The sequence below is a fragment of the Streptomyces bullii genome, from assembly GCF_042657145.1.
In the GTDB taxonomy this organism is placed as follows: domain Bacteria; phylum Actinomycetota; class Actinomycetes; order Streptomycetales; family Streptomycetaceae; genus Streptomyces; species Streptomyces bullii.
This window is the reverse complement of record NZ_JBHSNY010000006.1, coordinates 299,241-315,633: the sequence shown is the minus strand read 5'-3', so window position 1 is coordinate 315,633 and position 16,393 is coordinate 299,241. Positions and strand designations below refer to the sequence as shown.

General features: G+C 70.0%; 16 protein-coding genes and 2 pseudogenes. 13 read left to right on the top strand and 5 right to left on the bottom strand.

Features of this window, described 5'->3' with window-relative positions; genetic code table 11:
* Positions 1-2: 2 nt before the first annotated feature.
* The 8 genes and pseudogenes from ACFPZJ_RS18965 (at position 3) to ACFPZJ_RS18930 (ending at position 6,286) form a co-directional block, all read left to right on the top strand.
* On the top strand, positions 3-3,179 hold the full coding sequence (locus ACFPZJ_RS18965; protein ID WP_381022734.1) for a carbohydrate binding domain-containing protein: 3,177 nt from the start codon (positions 3-5) through the stop codon (positions 3,177-3,179).
* A gap of 10 nt (positions 3,180-3,189) precedes the next feature.
* Positions 3,190-3,651, top strand: a complete 462-nt coding sequence (locus ACFPZJ_RS18960) for a hypothetical protein (protein ID WP_381022732.1) — start codon at positions 3,190-3,192, stop codon at positions 3,649-3,651.
* 23 nt (positions 3,652-3,674) lie between these two features.
* Positions 3,675-4,181 carry a hypothetical protein gene (locus tag ACFPZJ_RS18955; RefSeq protein ID WP_381022730.1) on the top strand — a complete coding sequence of 169 codons (507 nt, stop codon included), beginning with the start codon at positions 3,675-3,677 and terminating at the stop codon, positions 4,179-4,181.
* Between the two features lie 60 nt (positions 4,182-4,241).
* On the top strand, positions 4,242-4,541 hold the full coding sequence (locus ACFPZJ_RS18950; RefSeq protein WP_381022727.1) for a hypothetical protein: 300 nt from the start codon (positions 4,242-4,244) through the stop codon (positions 4,539-4,541).
* 19 nt (positions 4,542-4,560) lie between these two features.
* Positions 4,561-4,836 carry a hypothetical protein gene (locus ACFPZJ_RS18945; protein ID WP_381022725.1) on the top strand — a complete coding sequence of 92 codons (276 nt, stop codon included), beginning with the start codon at positions 4,561-4,563 and terminating at the stop codon, positions 4,834-4,836.
* Positions 4,836-5,420: pseudogene (locus tag ACFPZJ_RS18940) on the top strand (N-acetylmuramoyl-L-alanine amidase); the annotation flags it as partial. The gene ACFPZJ_RS18945 and the pseudogene ACFPZJ_RS18940, both read left to right, overlap by 1 nt.
* Before the next feature lie 390 nt (positions 5,421-5,810).
* Positions 5,811-5,996, top strand: coding sequence for a hypothetical protein (locus ACFPZJ_RS18935; protein WP_381022724.1), 186 nt, complete (start codon positions 5,811-5,813; stop codon positions 5,994-5,996).
* The gene (locus ACFPZJ_RS18930) at positions 5,993-6,286 is read left to right on the top strand and encodes a hypothetical protein (protein ID WP_381022722.1); all 294 of its coding nucleotides are present in this window, start codon (positions 5,993-5,995) and stop codon (positions 6,284-6,286) included. The genes ACFPZJ_RS18935 and ACFPZJ_RS18930 overlap by 4 nt, the downstream gene beginning before the upstream one ends.
* A gap of 57 nt (positions 6,287-6,343) precedes the next feature.
* Here ACFPZJ_RS18930 and ACFPZJ_RS18925 read toward each other — a convergent pair whose 3' ends face one another.
* The 3 genes from ACFPZJ_RS18925 to ACFPZJ_RS18915 form a co-directional block, all read right to left on the bottom strand.
* On the bottom strand, positions 6,344-6,613 hold the full coding sequence (locus ACFPZJ_RS18925; RefSeq protein ID WP_381022719.1) for a hypothetical protein: 270 nt from the start codon (positions 6,611-6,613) through the stop codon (positions 6,344-6,346).
* A gap of 459 nt (positions 6,614-7,072) precedes the next feature.
* Complete coding sequence (locus ACFPZJ_RS18920; RefSeq protein ID WP_381022716.1) at positions 7,073-7,555, bottom strand: hypothetical protein; 483 nt, start codon at positions 7,553-7,555, stop codon at positions 7,073-7,075.
* Between the two features lie 9 nt (positions 7,556-7,564).
* Positions 7,565-9,010 (bottom strand): helix-turn-helix domain-containing protein, encoded by a 1,446-nt coding sequence (locus tag ACFPZJ_RS18915; RefSeq protein ID WP_381022714.1) that lies wholly within the window; start codon positions 9,008-9,010, stop codon positions 7,565-7,567.
* Positions 9,011-9,509: 499 nt separating this feature from the next.
* On the opposite strand from ACFPZJ_RS18915, the gene ACFPZJ_RS18910 reads away from it, so the two are divergent.
* The 3 genes from ACFPZJ_RS18910 (at position 9,510) to ACFPZJ_RS18900 (ending at position 12,242) form a co-directional block, all read left to right on the top strand.
* Positions 9,510-9,995: a DUF6415 family natural product biosynthesis protein gene (locus ACFPZJ_RS18910; RefSeq protein WP_381022711.1), complete on the top strand. Its 486-nt coding sequence runs from the start codon at positions 9,510-9,512 to the stop codon at positions 9,993-9,995.
* A 190-nt stretch (positions 9,996-10,185) separates the two neighbouring features.
* Complete coding sequence (locus ACFPZJ_RS18905; RefSeq protein ID WP_381022708.1) at positions 10,186-11,106, top strand: radical SAM/SPASM domain-containing protein; 921 nt, start codon at positions 10,186-10,188, stop codon at positions 11,104-11,106.
* Positions 11,107-11,114: 8 nt separating this feature from the next.
* The gene (locus ACFPZJ_RS18900; protein WP_381022705.1) at positions 11,115-12,242 is read left to right on the top strand and encodes a methyltransferase domain-containing protein; all 1,128 of its coding nucleotides are present in this window, start codon (positions 11,115-11,117) and stop codon (positions 12,240-12,242) included.
* A 102-nt stretch (positions 12,243-12,344) separates the two neighbouring features.
* Here the strand turns inward: ACFPZJ_RS18900 and ACFPZJ_RS18895 are convergent, their stop codons facing one another.
* On the bottom strand, positions 12,345-12,575 hold the full coding sequence (locus tag ACFPZJ_RS18895) for a helix-turn-helix domain-containing protein (protein ID WP_381022703.1): 231 nt from the start codon (positions 12,573-12,575) through the stop codon (positions 12,345-12,347).
* 399 nt (positions 12,576-12,974) lie between these two features.
* Positions 12,975-13,202: pseudogene (locus ACFPZJ_RS18890) on the bottom strand (Rv2578c family radical SAM protein); the annotation flags it as partial.
* 158 nt (positions 13,203-13,360) lie between these two features.
* On the opposite strand from ACFPZJ_RS18890, the gene ACFPZJ_RS18885 reads away from it, so the two are divergent.
* Positions 13,361-13,804 (top strand): SRPBCC family protein, encoded by a 444-nt coding sequence (locus tag ACFPZJ_RS18885; protein ID WP_381022701.1) that lies wholly within the window; start codon positions 13,361-13,363, stop codon positions 13,802-13,804.
* Between the two features lie 161 nt (positions 13,805-13,965).
* On the top strand, positions 13,966-16,362 hold the full coding sequence (locus ACFPZJ_RS18880) for an MFS transporter (RefSeq protein ID WP_381022698.1): 2,397 nt from the start codon (positions 13,966-13,968) through the stop codon (positions 16,360-16,362).
* The last annotated feature ends 31 nt before the right edge of the window (positions 16,363-16,393 follow it).

The window sequence follows — 16,393 nt, the reverse complement described above, 5'->3', positions numbered from 1 at the left end:
GCGTGCCGGTGCGGATCAGCGCCGAGGTGGCGTTCGGGTACACGATCACCTCAGCCTCCCCGGTGTGGACCGACATCACCCGGTACGTCGAACAGCCTGAGGGCATCTCCATCACCCGGGGGACGCAGAACGAGCTCAGCGAGACCCAGCCCGGCACGATGACCCTCACCCTCGACAACAGCGACGGCCGCTTCACAGCAGATCGGACAGCGAGCCCGTACCACCCGAACGTCAAGAGGCACGTGCCCATCCGGGTCAGGACGATCACCGCAGACAAAAACTTGATCACCAACCCGTCGTTCGAGTCGGGGCTGACGGACTGGTCGCCGTCCGCCACCCCGACCATCGCCCAGGACGCGACGCACGTGAAGCACGGCAGCCAGGCGATGCTGATGACCTTCGGTGGCGGGATCGCCGGCCAGAACGCGTGGACCACCCTCTACGGGCTGGACATCGGGCAGACGTACACCGCGAGTGCCTACGTGTGGGTGCCGACCGGGGACACGCATGTGCACTTCCTTCTGGACGGCGGCCCCCAGGGCGCAGCATCGACGGTGAACGATGCCTGGCAGCGGATCACGCTGACGTTCACCGCCACCGCGCCCCAGCACGTTCTGCGCGTCAGGTCGAACACGACGCCAGCCGCCGGTGACCAGGTGTGGATAGATGCCGTGATGGTCGAGGAAGGCTCCGCTGCCTCAGCGCTGAACCACGTCGTCAACTCCACCTTCGAGACTGGCACCAGCGGGTGGGCGCTGGGATCGGACGCGTCGACCTCCCTAGCCCAGTCGTCCACGCGCGCCTGGCAGGGTGCGTACTCGCTGCTGGCCACGTGGGGCGGCGCGTTCAACTCCAACCCGACGTTCGAGACGGCGCTGTCGCCCTGGACCGGCGCTGGCGGCGCCACCGTGACCCGGGTGATCACCGTCGCTCAGTCCGGCAGCTGGTCCGCGCAGATCACCCCCGACGGTGTCACCGCCTCACCCCGCATGCAGTCGGAGGAGATGACGGTCACCGCCGGAGTGTCCTACCGGGCGCACGGCTACCTGAGGTGCACGGCCGCGCGGACGGTCGGCCTCAACGTCAACTGGTACGACGCAGCGCACGCGTACATCTCGACGTCCAGCAACAGCGCTGCGGTGACCGCGAACACCTGGACCCTGTTCAACGCGTCGTTCACCGCGCCTACGGGGGCTGTCTACGCGAGGCTAGTGCCCACCATCTCCGGCACACCGCCGACCAGTGACGTGTTGTACGTCGACGAAGTGCGGCTCCTCGCCTCCAACGGCAGCCCGGCCCCCGCGGTGGGCGCCACAATCACCGGGCTGACGGCCGGCACCACCTACACCGCCAGCGCCTACGTGTGGGTTCCAAGCGGTGCCCCGGCCGTGCAGCTGTCCGTCACCGGCATCGGCACCGGGGGGGCGTCCACCCTCACCGGGCAGTGGCAGCACATCACTTGCACGTTCACTGCTACGGGGGGCAGTCACACGGTGCAGATCATCCCTGCTGGGTACCCGCAGTACGGGCATCAGGTGTGGGTGGACACCGTCCAGGTGGAGGAGGGTTCCAACGCCAGCGCGTTCGGGGCGCTGGATGGGGCGCAGATCCACGGCCGCTTCGTCGGTATGGTCAACGAATGGCCGGTCGAATGGCAGGGACAGCTGTCCAAGGCCGTCATCACGTGCACGGACATCTTCAAGTGGGCCGGGTTGAACGGCGAGCTGCTGCCGATGCTCAACCAGGAGATCCTCCTGGACAAGCCCACCGCCTACTACCCGCTGTCCGAGCCGTCCGAGTCGACCACGGCGGGGGACATCTCCGGCACCGCGGAGGTGGGCAGCCTGTCCATCGTCCAGGCAGGCACGGGCGGCACCCTGACGTTCGGCGAAGGGACCGTGCCCGCCGATGGGCTGGGCTGCCCGGTGTTCACCCCGGCGTCGGCGTCCGCCGGGAAGTACTTGCAGGCCGACCTCGGCCAGACATTCCAGGACGCCAACGTCAACTTCCGCCTGCGCATCGAGTGCTGGTTCTCTACCAGCACCAGCGGGCGGGTCCTCCTCGCGCTCGCCTCGCCGGACCTCTCCAACAAGCTGGTCATCTCGCTGGAGTCTGGTACTGGCAAGCTGATGATCGAGTTCGCGCAGGACGGCATGGCGTTGCAGTCGTACGTCGCGGCAACCCCCAACCTGGCCGACGGCAACCGGCACTACATCGTGTTCAACGAGTTCGCTGACGAGCTGTTCGTCGACGGCACCACGTACTCCACCGTCACCACCAGCGCGGCCGACTTCCGGCAGCTATATGTCGGGGGCTTCCAGAACAGCCGGTTGTGGAACGGGCAGATCGCCCAGCTCGCCATCTACGTACGGTCGGTCACCATCAGCGACATCAGCCCGCATTACACCACCGGCACCACCGAGCACATCGGCGAGAGTGCCTCCGCGCGGGCCTCCCGCATCGCCTCCTACGTCGGGCTGACCGTCACCGCCCAGGGCACAGTGTTCGACGGCGTGGCCTCCCAGAAGGCACTGGGTCGAAGCGCACTGGAGCACCTGAGGGAGATCGAGACCACCGAGTCCGGCAAACTCCTGGCCTCCCGGTCGACGACAGCGCTGATCCTCCAAAGCAGAGACCTGCGGTACAACCCGATCCCGGCTGTGTCGCTGCGGTACGTGGACTTGGACACCGACACTGTGAAGCTGTCCAACGACGACCAGAAGATGATCAACACGGTGGCGGCGAGCCGGCCGGGCGGCGCCACCCAGCGCATCGTCAACCAGACGTCCGTTGATACCTACGGCCCCAAGCCGCAGACGCTGGAGCTGTTCAAGACCACGGACCTGAAGGTCACCGACGCCGCCAACTGGCTGGTGTCCCGCTACGGGGACCCGCCGTCGGAGATCCGGCAGGTTCCGATGGACGCGTACAGTCTGCCGCTGGTCACCTATCGGGCCCTGCTGGACGCGGACGTCTCCACCACGCTGGAGCTGGCGGCGCTCCCGGCCGAGGCGCCCTCCTCGACCGCGACCGTGACCATCGAGGGCTACACCGAGACCATCGGCCAGGGCCGCCACTACCTCGACTTCCACACCTCAAGGGCGCAGACCGACACCGTGTGGGTCCTCGACGACAGCCGCTACTCCGTCCTCGACTCCACCACTCGACTCGCCTACTGAGGGAGGCGCCGTGCAGATTCCGGTCGAACGGGCCGAAGCCTTCTACCTGCCGCCGCCCAGCGAGCCCGCGGAGGCGTGGGCGCTGGTGCCACCGGCCGAGCGCGTGTTCCGGTGGGTCGAGCTGCGCCAGCAGCGGCGCATCACCCCGCCCGACGGGTTCCTGATCGGGCAGCGCCTGTACGCCCGGATCAACCACAACCGGTGGGTGGCCGACTGCCCCTGCGGCAGTGCCCAGGTCGTCACTCCCGTCGACCCGCGGTTCGCCTGCACCGAGTGCGGCTACGGCTGGGTGACGCTGATCTTCCCCGTCGACGTCGACGCGGCCGAGGCGAGCGTGGCAGAGGAGCTGCCGCACTTGCGGAACTGGTGGCACTCCGACGACCCGGACCCGTGGGGCCACCCGCCATCCGACGCGCCAGCCGACCCCGCTACTGAATCCACCGCCGAGCCGGCCCGGGAGGTACCGCAGTGACGTTCAGCCCGAGGACCTGGGTCGTGGGTGAGGTCGTCACCGCCAGCCTGCTGAACCAGGAGATCAGGGACCAGCTCAACAGCTTCTTCGGCGCCTGGACCGACTACAGCTCTACCTTCGTATGGGGAGCCGAGTCCGGCACGCAGCCAGTGATCGGCAACGGCACCATCGTCGCCCGCCACCTGAAGGTGGGCCGCACGGTGGACTACCTCCACCGCATCACCATCGGGTCGACCACCACCTTCGGCGACGGCGGCGGATCGGGCAACTACTACTTCAGCCTGCCCGCAGCCCCGCTCGCCTCCTGGTCCGGACACCGCAGCCAGCACGTGATCTGGCGTGACGACTCCACCAGCACTAACTTCCACGGCACCGGCATCGTGTCCACCGCCAACCACGCCAACGGCTCATTGCGACAGTTGTCCGCCCCCGATACCTCCGGCGCCGCGTTCTGGGACTCCGTCGCCCCCTTCACCCTCGCAGCTGGCGACATCTTCTATCACCAAGGCCGCTACGAAGCCGCCGCGTAGGACGCACCGGTGCCCCTCGGCTTGCGTGACTCGCCCGCCATCTGATTCGGAGGCTGACCGATGGCCCGCAGCGCCCCGCCTGCCGACTGGCCCGGCCTGGAAATGGTCGGCATGACCGAGCTGACCGACGACATCTACTACGGGTGGCTGACCCACGAGACCAACCCCACTTTCTGGCACCGGTGCTCCGCTCTCGCCGACGTGCCCGAGGAACGCACGGTGCACGGTCCATGGGTGGCCGCCGGGACGAGCGCTCACACCCTCGTGTCCCGCGAGCCGCTGCACCTGGAGCCGTCGCTGCTGTGGCGGTGCTGCGGCCTGCACGGCTTCGTTCGCGACGGGGTGTGGATCCCCGCCTGACCTCTGAAGGAGGACCGCCATGCCCCAACCCACCACCCCGGGGCGGATCGTTTTGTACCGGCTTACGGAAGACGACGCCCGGTACATCACCCAACGGCGCCACCACGACGGCGTGAACGGCAACTTCGTCCGCGAGGGTGACCGGTATCCGGCCGTCGTCGTACGGACCTTCGCCGGCAACCCCGCTGATGCCTGCAACCTCAAGGTCCTCCTGGACGGTGAAGACACCCACTGGGCCACCTCCCGCCACGAGGGCAGCGGGCCCGGCACCTGGTCATGGCCGGAGCGTGTGTGATGGCCACCCCGCTGCCCGCAACCAGCTTCCTCAAGGCGCTACGCGACGAGGGCTTGACCGTCATCGAAGAGGGCGACTGGCGGTCCCACAACCGCAATCACAAGGGTCCGTGGGGCCCCGTCCACGGCGTGATGATCCACCACACCGTGACCCGCGGGCACGACCGCACGGTGGACATCTGCCGCACGGGCTACGCCGACCTGCCCGGCCCGCTTTGCCACGGGGTGATCTGCAAGGAGGGGCACGTCCACCTCGTCGGCTACGGCCGAACCAACCACGCGGGCCTGGGCGACGACGATGTGCTGCGCGCGGTCATCGACGAGCAGCCGCTGCCCGCTGACAACGAGGCGAGCACCGACGGCAACCGGCACTTCTACGGCTTCGAGTGCGAGAACCTCGGGGACGGCGAGGATCCCTGGCCGGCCGCTCAGCTGGAGGCGATCGAGCGCGCGGCTGCTGCTGTGTGCCGCTACCACGGCTGGACGGAACGGTCGGTGATCGGGCACCTGGAGTGGCAGCCGGGGAAGGTCGATCCGCGCGGCTTCACCATGGCGTCGATGCGCGACCGCGTGGCAGAACGCCTCACCCACCCCGCTGGCTGGAACTCTGACGAGGAGGACGACATGGCCTTGACCAACGACGACGTGAAGCGGGTCGCCGACGCCGTGGTGGCGAAGCTGCTCGCCGGGGGAGGCGTGCTGGAAGGCGGCGACCTCGATCGCGTCTGGAGCCGGGACGTCATCCCCGCCGCCCGGCCGCCGTACGCCAACACGGACTACGAGCAGAACAAGACCTGGACGCCGAAGTACACGCTCCAGACGACCGCGGAGCACAGCCGGGAAGCTGTCGCTCGCCTTGAGGAGGTCCAGGCCACACTCGCCGCGCTCGACCCCGCCGCGCTCCAGGCCGCGCTCGTGTCGAAGCTGGCCGGCCTCACCGTTGACATCACCGTGACCAAGCCGGAGGCCTGAGCGATGAAGATCTCCCACTACTGGAAGGCGGTCGTCGCCGCCGTCGCCGCCGGCGCCGCATCGCTGGGCACGGCGACGCAGGACGGCACCCTGACCAGCACCGAGGGCATCACCGCGGTGCTGGCGGCGCTCGCAGCGGCCGGAGTCACCTGGGCGGTGCCGAACAGGGAGCCGAAGGACTCGGCATGACCGCGGCCCCCGACCCGACCACCAACATCGCGGTCGAACTCGCGCAGCTACGAGGGGAGATCAACACGGGTCTGGAGCAGATCAAGGGCACTCTCGGCGTCCTGGTCGAGCGCACGAACCGCACCGACGCCGACCTGGCCAAGCTGCGCACCGACGTGGAGAAGGAACTCGACGAACTCCGGACCGAGGTAGCCGAGCTGAAGAAGGGCCGCTGGCCCCTCGCGCAGATCGGCGCCCTAGTCGGAATCGGCGGACTGATTGCCGCGGTGATCGCTCTGTTCGTCAACTGATCCGTTTGTAGGTCATCACGCCCCCGCCGCCTTCGGGCGGCGGGGGGCGTTGCCATGTCAGAAGGGCGCAGGACCGGTCCCGTGGATCGGCAGGAGACCAGAGCCGACCGTCGTGCGGCCAGGGATGATGTCCCCTGTACGGCCGTCAGGCAGCCGGATCTTTACGTCATTGCTGACCAAGACCTCGTAGAAGTCCTCGCTCGGATCCGCCCGGACGCTGCCGCTCCAGCTGCTGAGCTCACCTGGCGTGTGCGTGCGTAGGTGCGCTTCCACGCAAATCTCCAAGTCACCGGCGACGATGGTCGCCGGTCCGTCGTATTTGGGCATGGCGTCAGTGTGGGGCAGTCCGCGGCGAGGGCCGCCTATTGGCGTACCTGCCTGGCGCGTCACGGCTACGGTGGATGCGTCCAGGTGCGCAGGCGGCGGTTACTTCCTTGCAGCGCCTTCCGTACCGCCGCCGACGTGATCTCTGGAGACCCATGCCGGGGCCGCCGGCCACGGGTAGTAGCGGGTAGCTTCCGCCCGCGCCAGTCGGCCTTATGGGTGACCGGACTTGCGGCCCGGCCAGCGGCCGCGTTTGCTGATGAGTGCCGGGGCGCCGGTCCCTTCGCGGATCATCTGTCGCCAACCGCTGAGACCAGCACCCCGGTCGGCGCCGTCGCCGAGGGCCTCCCCGGCTTCACCTGCGCACATCGGGCGGCTCTCGGCGCCGTCTCTGGCCGCTGCGTCCGCTGGGAAAAGCCAAGCACGCGGCGTTCGGCTGGCGCGATGAAGCGGCTCGGGGCCTCAACCCCGTGCCGCCCCGTCCGGCCATACGACGTCGACCGGGAGGCCGGCTTCGCGGGCCTCCAGGACAGTGTCCGCGGTACCCCCGCCCTTCCCGGTCGGCGGCTCACCGTTCCAGACGGCCACAAGGCGGTCAGCGCGGCGGAGAAGGGTGCGGTTGGCCTCTTCGTACGCCGCTCGGTTCGCCGTCTCGTTGTCGAGCACGACCACCTCGTCGGCGGCCTCGGTGAGCCGGTCGAAGGTCTCGACGTGGTCGGGCTTGACCTTGTTCCGCCGGTAGTCCTTCGAGGGGATGATCGCAACCAAGCGGCCCCCGAGCTCCAGGATGACTTCGGCGAACAGGGAGTCGGACCCCTTGGCGATGCACGAGACACCCGTCAGATCGCCCGCGTACGGCTTCAGCGTCTCTCGCAGGGCGTCACGCACAAGGGGCACGCTGGCGTCGCTCAGGTCCATGTGCCCGGTCACGGCGATCGTTGTCACGTTGCTCCTCTAGCTCGACAGGACTTCGCGGATCCTTGCCCGCGCCTCGCCGACCGTACGCGATGACGACCGGCCCACCGTGTACGGGTACAGCTGGCCGAGCTGGGCGCGGACACGGCTTGACCGGGTCCGGGCAGCGGCATCGACCGCGCGGTGAGTGTGGTCGACTGCACCGGTTACGTCACCGAGCAGGAAGTGGCACTCGGCGAGCCCGATCAGGTCGAGGGCGTGACTGCGTCCCGCCTCGGAGCCGCGGTTGACGAGTGCGTTCCGGATATTCTCCGCGGCGGCCTCCGCGTGCTGATGCGGGTCTTCACGTGCCATGTCCAGCAGACGGCCGCCTGTGACGCCGGCCAGCTCAGCGTCGTCGAAGTACGCGATCCAGTAGGGCTCTTCGCTCCCGTCCGCTTCGGCGAGCGCTTCAGTGGCATCCCCGGTGGCTCGGCGGAACGCAGCAGCGCGCCCCATCGCCGCGTACGCCCACGCCTCACGCGTGTGGAGCATGGCCCGAACACGCGGCCCAGCCGCCTTCGCGGCACCCTTCTGAGCCAGGTGCACGAGCTCCAGAGCGTCCTGGGGGCGGTCCCGGTACAGCATCTGCCGTGCCATGCCGGCCAGCACGTTGGCGCCGAACGCGACGTCGCCGGCGGCGTGAGCCGCGCGCAGCGCGAGCAGGTAGTAGTTCTGCGCCTGCTTCTGTAGCCCGGAGTCCCAGGCCATCGTTGCCGCGGTGCCGCCCAGGTAGGCCATCACCCGGAACAGGCCCTGTTCGACGTCTGGACTCTGGTGTTCGTCGAGGTGGCTGGCCACCTCGTTGAGTTGCCCGACGACCGCCTTGCGGCGCAGGCCGCCGCCGAAGCGGTGGTCCCAGGCGCGGAAGGCGCGAGCTGTCGCCTCAAGCTCGTGTACCTCTTGCTGTCCGATGCGGCCCCGTCGGTGTTGCCGGTCGGCTGGTGGTGCTGGCTGAAGCCAGCCCTCAAGAGAGTCGAGCAAGGGGGCCCCGGATAGCGCGGCGCCTGCCAGGGCGCGTGTTGCGGCGCGGCGGTCCATCACGAGATCGCTCCGTGTCAGGTCTGCGGCTAAGTGCACGGCCACTGCCGGACGCCAGGGGGCGTCATCGGAAGGCCGTGCGGCCGACGGCGTCGGCGGGTCTGGGCTGTCGGGCTGTCTTTCCCACGGCCGGTCGGCGAGGCCGACCATGTTCCCGGGGATGCGCAGCCCGTCAGCGATGCGGCAGATCACTTCGAAGCTGGTGACCTGCTGCTGTCCGCTGATGATCGTGGAGACCTTGCCAGGTGTGAGCTGGCAGGCCGCGGCGATGCGGTTCTGCGACAGGCCGCCCCACTTCTTGATGAGTGAGAAGGCCGCGGCGAAGTCATGCTCTGCCAGGGCTCGTTTCACGTCGTCCCGTTCGAGGACTTCGGGTGCGAGCGGGCCGGGGGTGGTGGCGTCCATGGGGCCAACTTCCGCAGTGATGGTAGGCGCTCGATCGCGCCCTTACGGAACCAGGAACGAGTGTATTACCGCCTCGGTAACACCCGCCGGTCATCCCAGGACTGCACACAGGCGAGGAACCTCGATGCATGACAGTTCAGACCCCGGCGACCGTGCGACCGGTCCCGGGGCGTGGCCAACGCTGCGAAGGAGCGTCGACAGTGGTCTTCCTATCACAGGCCCTCGAATGGGTGAGAGCGGTCCCGTTCGGGCCCCGCACCCCCGGCCGGCACCGCCGCGTCACCACCCCTGGTGTGGCCCGTCCCGCGCCTCCTCACCGGCTGTCACCGGACGTCTGGGGCGCCCGCCTCGTTACCGCCCGCAGCCACCGCCGGAAGCGGTACACCTCGACCGTACATGAGCCGGGGGAGCACACCGGTGCCCTTGTCCGGCCCTACGTGGCGCATCTCGGCGCGAGCGTGCTCGCGGACGCTCAGGCAGGTACTTGGGGGGATGCGCGATGAACGCTACCCACGAGACGGCGGCGCCCATCCCGAGCACGGTGGCGATGGTCACCCAGGCGACCTGGTTCCTCAAGCAGCCCACGCTCCTGGGACACCAGGACGTCAAGGCCTTCGAGGCGGACTTCCGTACCTTCGTCGAGCACCTGATCCCGCAGGTGGAGGAGCTCGCCGCAGCCCGGTCCCGGGACGACGTGCCCGCTCAGGTGGCGCTGGCTGGAGTCGCCGAGGCTCGCCGCCGCCTGATCGAGCCGGAGGCTGCGGGGCTGAAGGGTGAAGTGGCCCGGGTGCAGCGGCTCGCCCGGTCGGTCATCGCCCTGTGCACCCACTACGACGCACTGACCGGCATCAGCATGTGCGTGGTGTGCAACCGGGTGATCGATGGCGACGACGAGCCGTGGGAGCCGTACGACTACGCCAGCCCCTCTGGTGGCGCGGCACGGTCTGGTGGCGTCCACGCCGCGTGCGCCACGCGCCGCCGCTGACCTGCGGCCGCCTTGCCCCGGCGTGAGGGGCCCCACGGCGACCGCAGGGTCAGGGTCGCACCGCAGACGCCCGTCCCGTCGGGGGACCGCAAGCCTCCGACGGGACGGGTCTCCAGACTCCCGCCCCGGCTCCCACCCGTCCACGGGCTGGGCGCTGGCGCATCCCACTCTCACCAGGAGGCAGCACCACATGACCGCTGTACTGGAACCGCCGACCAACACCGAACCGGGTGTGACCTTCCTCGAACTGGAGATCACCAACCGGTGCCAGCTCACGTGTTCGTCGCACTGCTACGCCGAAGCCGGCCCGACCAAGGGGCACGGCACGATGACCGCCGACGACTGGAAGAAGGTCATCGACGAAGCCGCCCGCATCGGGGTGACGAAGGTCCAGTTCATCGGCGGTGAGCCGACCCTGCACCCGGCCTTCGCGGAGCTGGTGGAACACGCCCTGCACCAAGGTGTCGGCGTCCAGGTCTACAGCAACCTGTACCGGGTCCGGCTGGAGCACTGGGAGCTGTTCGAGCGGCCCGGGGTCTCCCTGGCCACGTCCTACTACGCCGACACGGACGACGGTCACGATGCCGTCACCGGCCGCAAGGGCAGCCACGCCGCCACCCGCGCCAACATCATCGAGGCGCTGAGGCGCGGCATCCACGTCCAGGTCGGCATCGTCGACGTCCTCGACGGCCAGCGGGTCGACGAGGCGCGCGCCGAACTCGAAGCCCTCGGCGTGAAAGACATCAACATGGACCGGGTCCGCCGTGTCGGTAACGCGGCCAAGCTGCTGCCGTCTACGTCGGAGTTGTGCGGAAACTGCGCCAACGGACGGGCCGCGATCATGCCGGACGGCACGGTCACGCCCTGCGTGCTCGGCCGTTTCCTGCCCACCGGATCGGTGAAGGATGGCAGCCTGAAGGCCGTATTCGAAAGCGACCGGTGGGGGCAGGTGAAGCAGCTCATCCCGCCGCGGGTGGCGGGTGGTTGCACGCCCGACGAGGACTCGTGCATGCCGTCGCCGGGCGCGGCGCCGACCGGCGCGTGCACGCCGGCCGACTCAAACGACTGCGACCCGAGCCGCACCCCGGCCTGCAACCCGAAGTACAACTAGGAGACGCGATGGACTGGCAGGCGCACGCGCGGAACCTCGCGGCCCGGGTCGTCCGTGCCGAGTCCCGTTGGCACGAGCCGCTGGCCACCACGCCCCGGCACACGCTGGTGCCTCGCTGGTGGGAGAACGTTGACGGTCAGTGGGAGTTGCGCGACGGCGCGAGTGATCCCGAGCGCTGGATGCACGCCGCGTACAGCGACCGGACGCTCGTGACGCGGGTCGGACCCCTGCACGCTGACGACGCCTCACCGGACATGGTCACGTCGGGGCTCCCCACGTCATCCAGCACCCTGCCGGGCCTCGTCGTCCAGATGTACCGGCACGCCGTCATCGCCGACGACTCCGAAATCCTGGTGACAACCGGGTCCGGGTACGGAACCGCGCTCGCGTGCCGCCGCCTGGGCGACAAGCGCGTGACGAGCATCGACGTCGACCCCGGCCTGGTCGCCACGGCCCGGGAGCGGCTCGATGCGCTCGGGGTGCACCCTCAACTGGAGGTCCGCGACATCACCGGCACGCTGCCGGGCCAGTACGACCGGATCGTGTCCACGGTGTCGGTGCGGCCCGTGCCACCGTCCTGGCTGGCCGCGCTGAGGCCGGGCGGGCGGCTCGTCACCACCATCGCCGGAACGGGACTGGTCCTCACTGCGGACAAGACCGAGGACGGCTCCGCCGTGGGCCGCATCACCGAGGACGGGGCGGGGTTCATGCGCACCCGGCACGGCGACGACTACGACCGTCCGGCCCTGGACGTGTGGGAGACGGCGCAGCACGCCGACGGCGAGGAGGTGACGACCAGCCGGTACCCGCTGCTGTACGTGCCTGACTCCTGGGACGTGATGTCGATGCTCGAACTGGAGATGCCGGGCATCGACCACCGCGTCCGGCAGGACGGTGACGAGCGGACGGTGTGGATGCTGCACCCCGACGGTTCGTGGGCTCGTGCCACTGCGGGCGGGTTCCTCGACGCGCCGACGGTGCATCAGGGCGGCCCGCAACGCCTGTGGGACGTTCTGGAGCGCATCAGGAACCGGCTCAACCGCGAGGGCAGGCTCCCCGTGTACGGCGCCCAGGTCGCCATCACCCCGGACGGGGAGACGACCCTGTCCCGGGGCGCCTGGTCCGTCACCCTGTAGCCGACCCGGCGGCATGGCGGTCCCGACAGGCCCGCCACACGATCGGCCCCGCTCGTCTGCTTCCCCCGTGGCGGATGGGCGGGGTCTTCCCCATCTGAGGGCTCAGTCGACGAGGACGGAGACGCGGGTGTCGAGGGCGGCGGCGATGCGGAGCAGGTCTCCGTAGCGGGGGTCGGTTTCGCCGGACTCGATGCGTTGCAGTTTGCGGCGGCTCAGCCCCGTGGTCTCGCAGAAAGACTCTTGGGTGTAGTGGGCCGCGGTGCGCAGGTCCGCGATGCGTTCGCCCAGCTCGCGACGTCGTTCGATGATCCATTCCGGGTTGTCGCGAAGCACTCGACAAAGTTGGACGCTGCATGGTCATATGTCAGCGTCAGTCCTGACGCTTTTTCTGACACGAAGTCAGGTTCGCAGTTCAGGGCCCTCGAACGCCCGCCCCGTCGGAGTTCCGCAAGACTCCGGTGGGGCGGGTTGCTGCTCTCCCGTTCGTCCGCCTGCGTGGCGGCGTACCGTGCGGTCACGCAGGAGCAGCCACTGACCGGCCTCAGGGTCGCCGGCAGGAACGCCGCCCCCGAGGAGGGCGGTGTAGGCGGCCTGACCCGCCGCCCTCTCGGCCGGACGCTCGCCTGGTGTTTCGTGAGGTGAGCTCCCGCGCAACATTGACCGCCAGGCCTCGTCCGCGTGCAGTGCGCTGAGCATCGAAACTCCCGGCCGTAAATAGGGTCATTAAGCGAAGTACACGCACGCGTGCGTGCACCCCCGGTAGGGGTTGACCGTCCACTCGAAGGACGTGCGGGAGGCGCCCGGGACCCGGTTGATGATCGACCGGGCGCGGATCTCGTGGAAGGTGATGCCCTGGAACTCCGGCGTGTCGAACGTGCGGCTCACGACCGCGTCCGCGCCGAACAGCGCGGCCTCGGCCCGGCCGTGGCCGGAGTCCAGGGTGAGGTTCTCCCAGCGCATGACGCCTCCTCGGTAGCACTGGCCGCATAATAGAACACTTGTTCCCTTGATCGTGCGCGCGCGTTCCTGATCGGTTCCGCCACCCCGATTTGGGAGGCCGGGGACCGGGGTGGTTGGCTTGCCCCGACCCCCGAGAACCCATGTCCTGGAGGAACCCGATGGCGCAGGTCGAGGCCACTACGGAGCGGATCGTCGCGGCGGACGCGGAGACGGTGTTCGACGCCCTCGCCGACTACAGCGGCACGCGCGCGAGGCTGCTGCCCGAGCACTTCAGCGAGTACGAGGTGCGCGAGGGCGGCGACGGCGAGGGCACCCTCGTCCACTGGAAGCTCCAGGCCACCAGCAAGCGCGTGCGCGACTGCCTCCTGGAGGTCAGCGAGCCCACCGACGGCGAGCTCGTCGAGAAGGACCGCAACTCCTCCATGGTCACCACCTGGCGGGTCACCCCGGCCGGCGAGGGCAGGTCCCGGGTCGTCGTGACCACCACCTGGCAGGGCGCCGGCGGCATCGGCGGCTTCTTCGAGAGGACCTTCGCGCCCAAGGGCCTCGGCCGGATCTACGACGCGGTGCTCGCCAAGCTGGCCGCCGAGGTCGAGAAGTAACCCTCAAAGCGGTTTCTCCCCAAGGGTGTTGGCCGCCTCACCGGTTCGGGTGATCTCCGTGCGCCGCCGCCGCGTGCCGTAACTCGTCGCGCTTGACCGTAGTTGTCGCCTTACGCAGGTTCACGCGTACGAGTGCGGCGGCGCGACGAGGGGAGCGGTACGTGGGCGGGATCACTCTGGTGCACGACGAACCGGCCGAGGCACCCCCGCACGCTCCCGCCCCGGCACCGGCTCCGGCCGTCGAACTGAGCCCCCGCCGTGTGCGGCTGGCCCTCCTGGGCCTGCTGCCGGTGCTGCTGCCCGCCGCGCTGGAGCAGGTGATCGTCGCCACCGCGCTTCCGAAGATCGTCGGCGAGCTGCACGGCATGGACAGGATGTCCTGGGCGATCACCGCCTACCTGCTCACCTCCACGGTCGGGCTGCCGGTCTACGGCAAGCTCGGTGACCTGCTCGGCCGCAAGGGCGTCTTCCAGTTCGCGATCGTCGTCTTCGTCGCCGGGTCCGCGCTCGCCGGCCTGGCCCGGACCATGGACCAGCTGATCGCCTTCCGCGCCTTGCAGGGCGTCGGAGCGGGCGGCCTGCTGATCGGCGTGCAGGCGATCATCGCGGACATCGTGCCGCCCCGCCGGCGCGGCCGCTACATGGGCTCGATCTGTGCCGCGTTCGGGCTCGCCTCCGTGGCCGGGCCGCTGCTCGGCGGGTACTTCACACACCACCTCTCCTGGCGCTGGTGCTTCTACGTCAACGTCCCCCTCGGCCTCGTCACCCTCGCCGTCGTCGCCACCGCCCTGAAGCTGCCCGAACCGGCGGCCAGGCCCCGACTGGACGTCCTGGGCGCGCTGCTGCTCGCCGCCGCCTCCACCTGCCTGGTCCTGCTGACCAGCTGGGGAGGCGCCGAGTACGCCTGGGACTCGCACATGATCCTGGGCCTCGGCGCGGGCGCGGCGGCCGCCACCGCCCTCTTCCTCGCCGCCGAGCGCTTCGCCGCCGAACCCCTCATCCCGCCGCGCCTGTTCAAGGACTCCGTCTTCCTCGTCACCGGCCTGGCGGGCCTGATCACCGGTGTCGCCCTGTTCGGTGCCGCGAGCTGTCTGCCGACCTTCCTGCAGATGGTCGACGGGGCCTCCGCCACCGAGTCGGGCCTGCTGATGCTGCCCATGACGGGCGGCATCGTCGGCGCCTCGATCCTCTCCGGACAGCTCGTCAGCCACACCGGCCGCTACCGCACGCACCTGATCCTCGGCGGGGCCCTCTGCGTCGTCGGCACGGGGCTGCTGTCCCGCCTGGAGGCCGACACGCCCCGGCTGTACTACGGCGTCTGGACGGGCGTCCTCGGCGTGGGCATCGGCCTGGTGATGCCGGTGCTGATCCTCGCCGTGCAGAACTCCGTGCGCCCCGCCGACCTCGGCGTCGCCACCGGCGCGCACACCTACGTCCGGCAGCTCGGCGGCAGCGTGGGCGCGGCCGTCTGCGGCACCCTCTGCGCCGGCCGGGTCGCCGACTTCCTGGAGGAGCGTCTGCCCGCACGCACCAACGCCCCGCTTCCCGACCCGGATCCGATCACCCCGCAGCTCGTGCACGCGCTGCCGCCCGCCCTGCGCGAGGACTACATCCAGGCCTGCGCCGACGCCATGCCCCGCGTCTTCCTCTGTCTGGTACCGGTGCTCGCCCTCGGCCTGCTCGCCGCCTTCTTCCTCAAGGAGAGACCACTCGTGTCCCACCACACCCCCACCGTCGACACCGCACCGCAGACGGGACCGTTCGCCGCCGCCGTCCCGCAGGCCCGTTCGGCGTGTGCCGCCGGAATCCCCGTCTGCGGCACCGTGCAGCACCCCGACGGGACCGTCGTACCCGGCGCCGCGCTCACCCTCGTCGACGTCACGGGACAGCAGATCGGACGGGGCGCGAGCGGCCAGGACGGCCGCTACGCGCTGGCGACGCCCGGCACGGGGGCCTACGTCATGATCGCGGCGGCGGGCGGTCACCAGCCGCAGGCGGTCTCCGTGACCGTGGCGGAGCGCCCCGTCGAGCTCGACATCGTCCTGGGCGGCGCCGGGCACCTCGTGGGCAGCGTGGTCACCGCCGACGGCACGCCCGTGCGGGACGCCACCGTGACCCTCACCAACGTGCACGGCGAGGTGGTGGCCACCACGCGCAGCGGCCGGGAGGGCGGCTACGTCATCGCCGAGCTGGTGGCCGGGGAGTACACCCTCGCCGCCAGCGCGGCCGCCTTCCGTCCGGCCGCGCTCCCCGTCACCGTGCAGGCCGCGCGGGAGACCCGGCAGGACATCGAGCTGGCCGGCGGCGCCGTGCTGCGCGGCACCGTGCGGGCCGGCGGCGGGCGGCCCGTCGAGGACGCGCGCGTGACCCTGCTGGACGTCGGCGGCAACGTCGTCGACACGCTCACCACCGGCCCGGACGGAACATTCCGGTTCATCGACCTGTCGTCCGGCGAGTACACCGTCCTCGCCGCGGGGTACCCGCCGGTCGCCACCGTGCTCCGGGTGGCCGGAGGGGGACGTACCGAGCGGGACCTGCAGCTGGGGCACGAGGACTGAGACGGCTGTCGCGCGCCGGTCGCACGCCGGT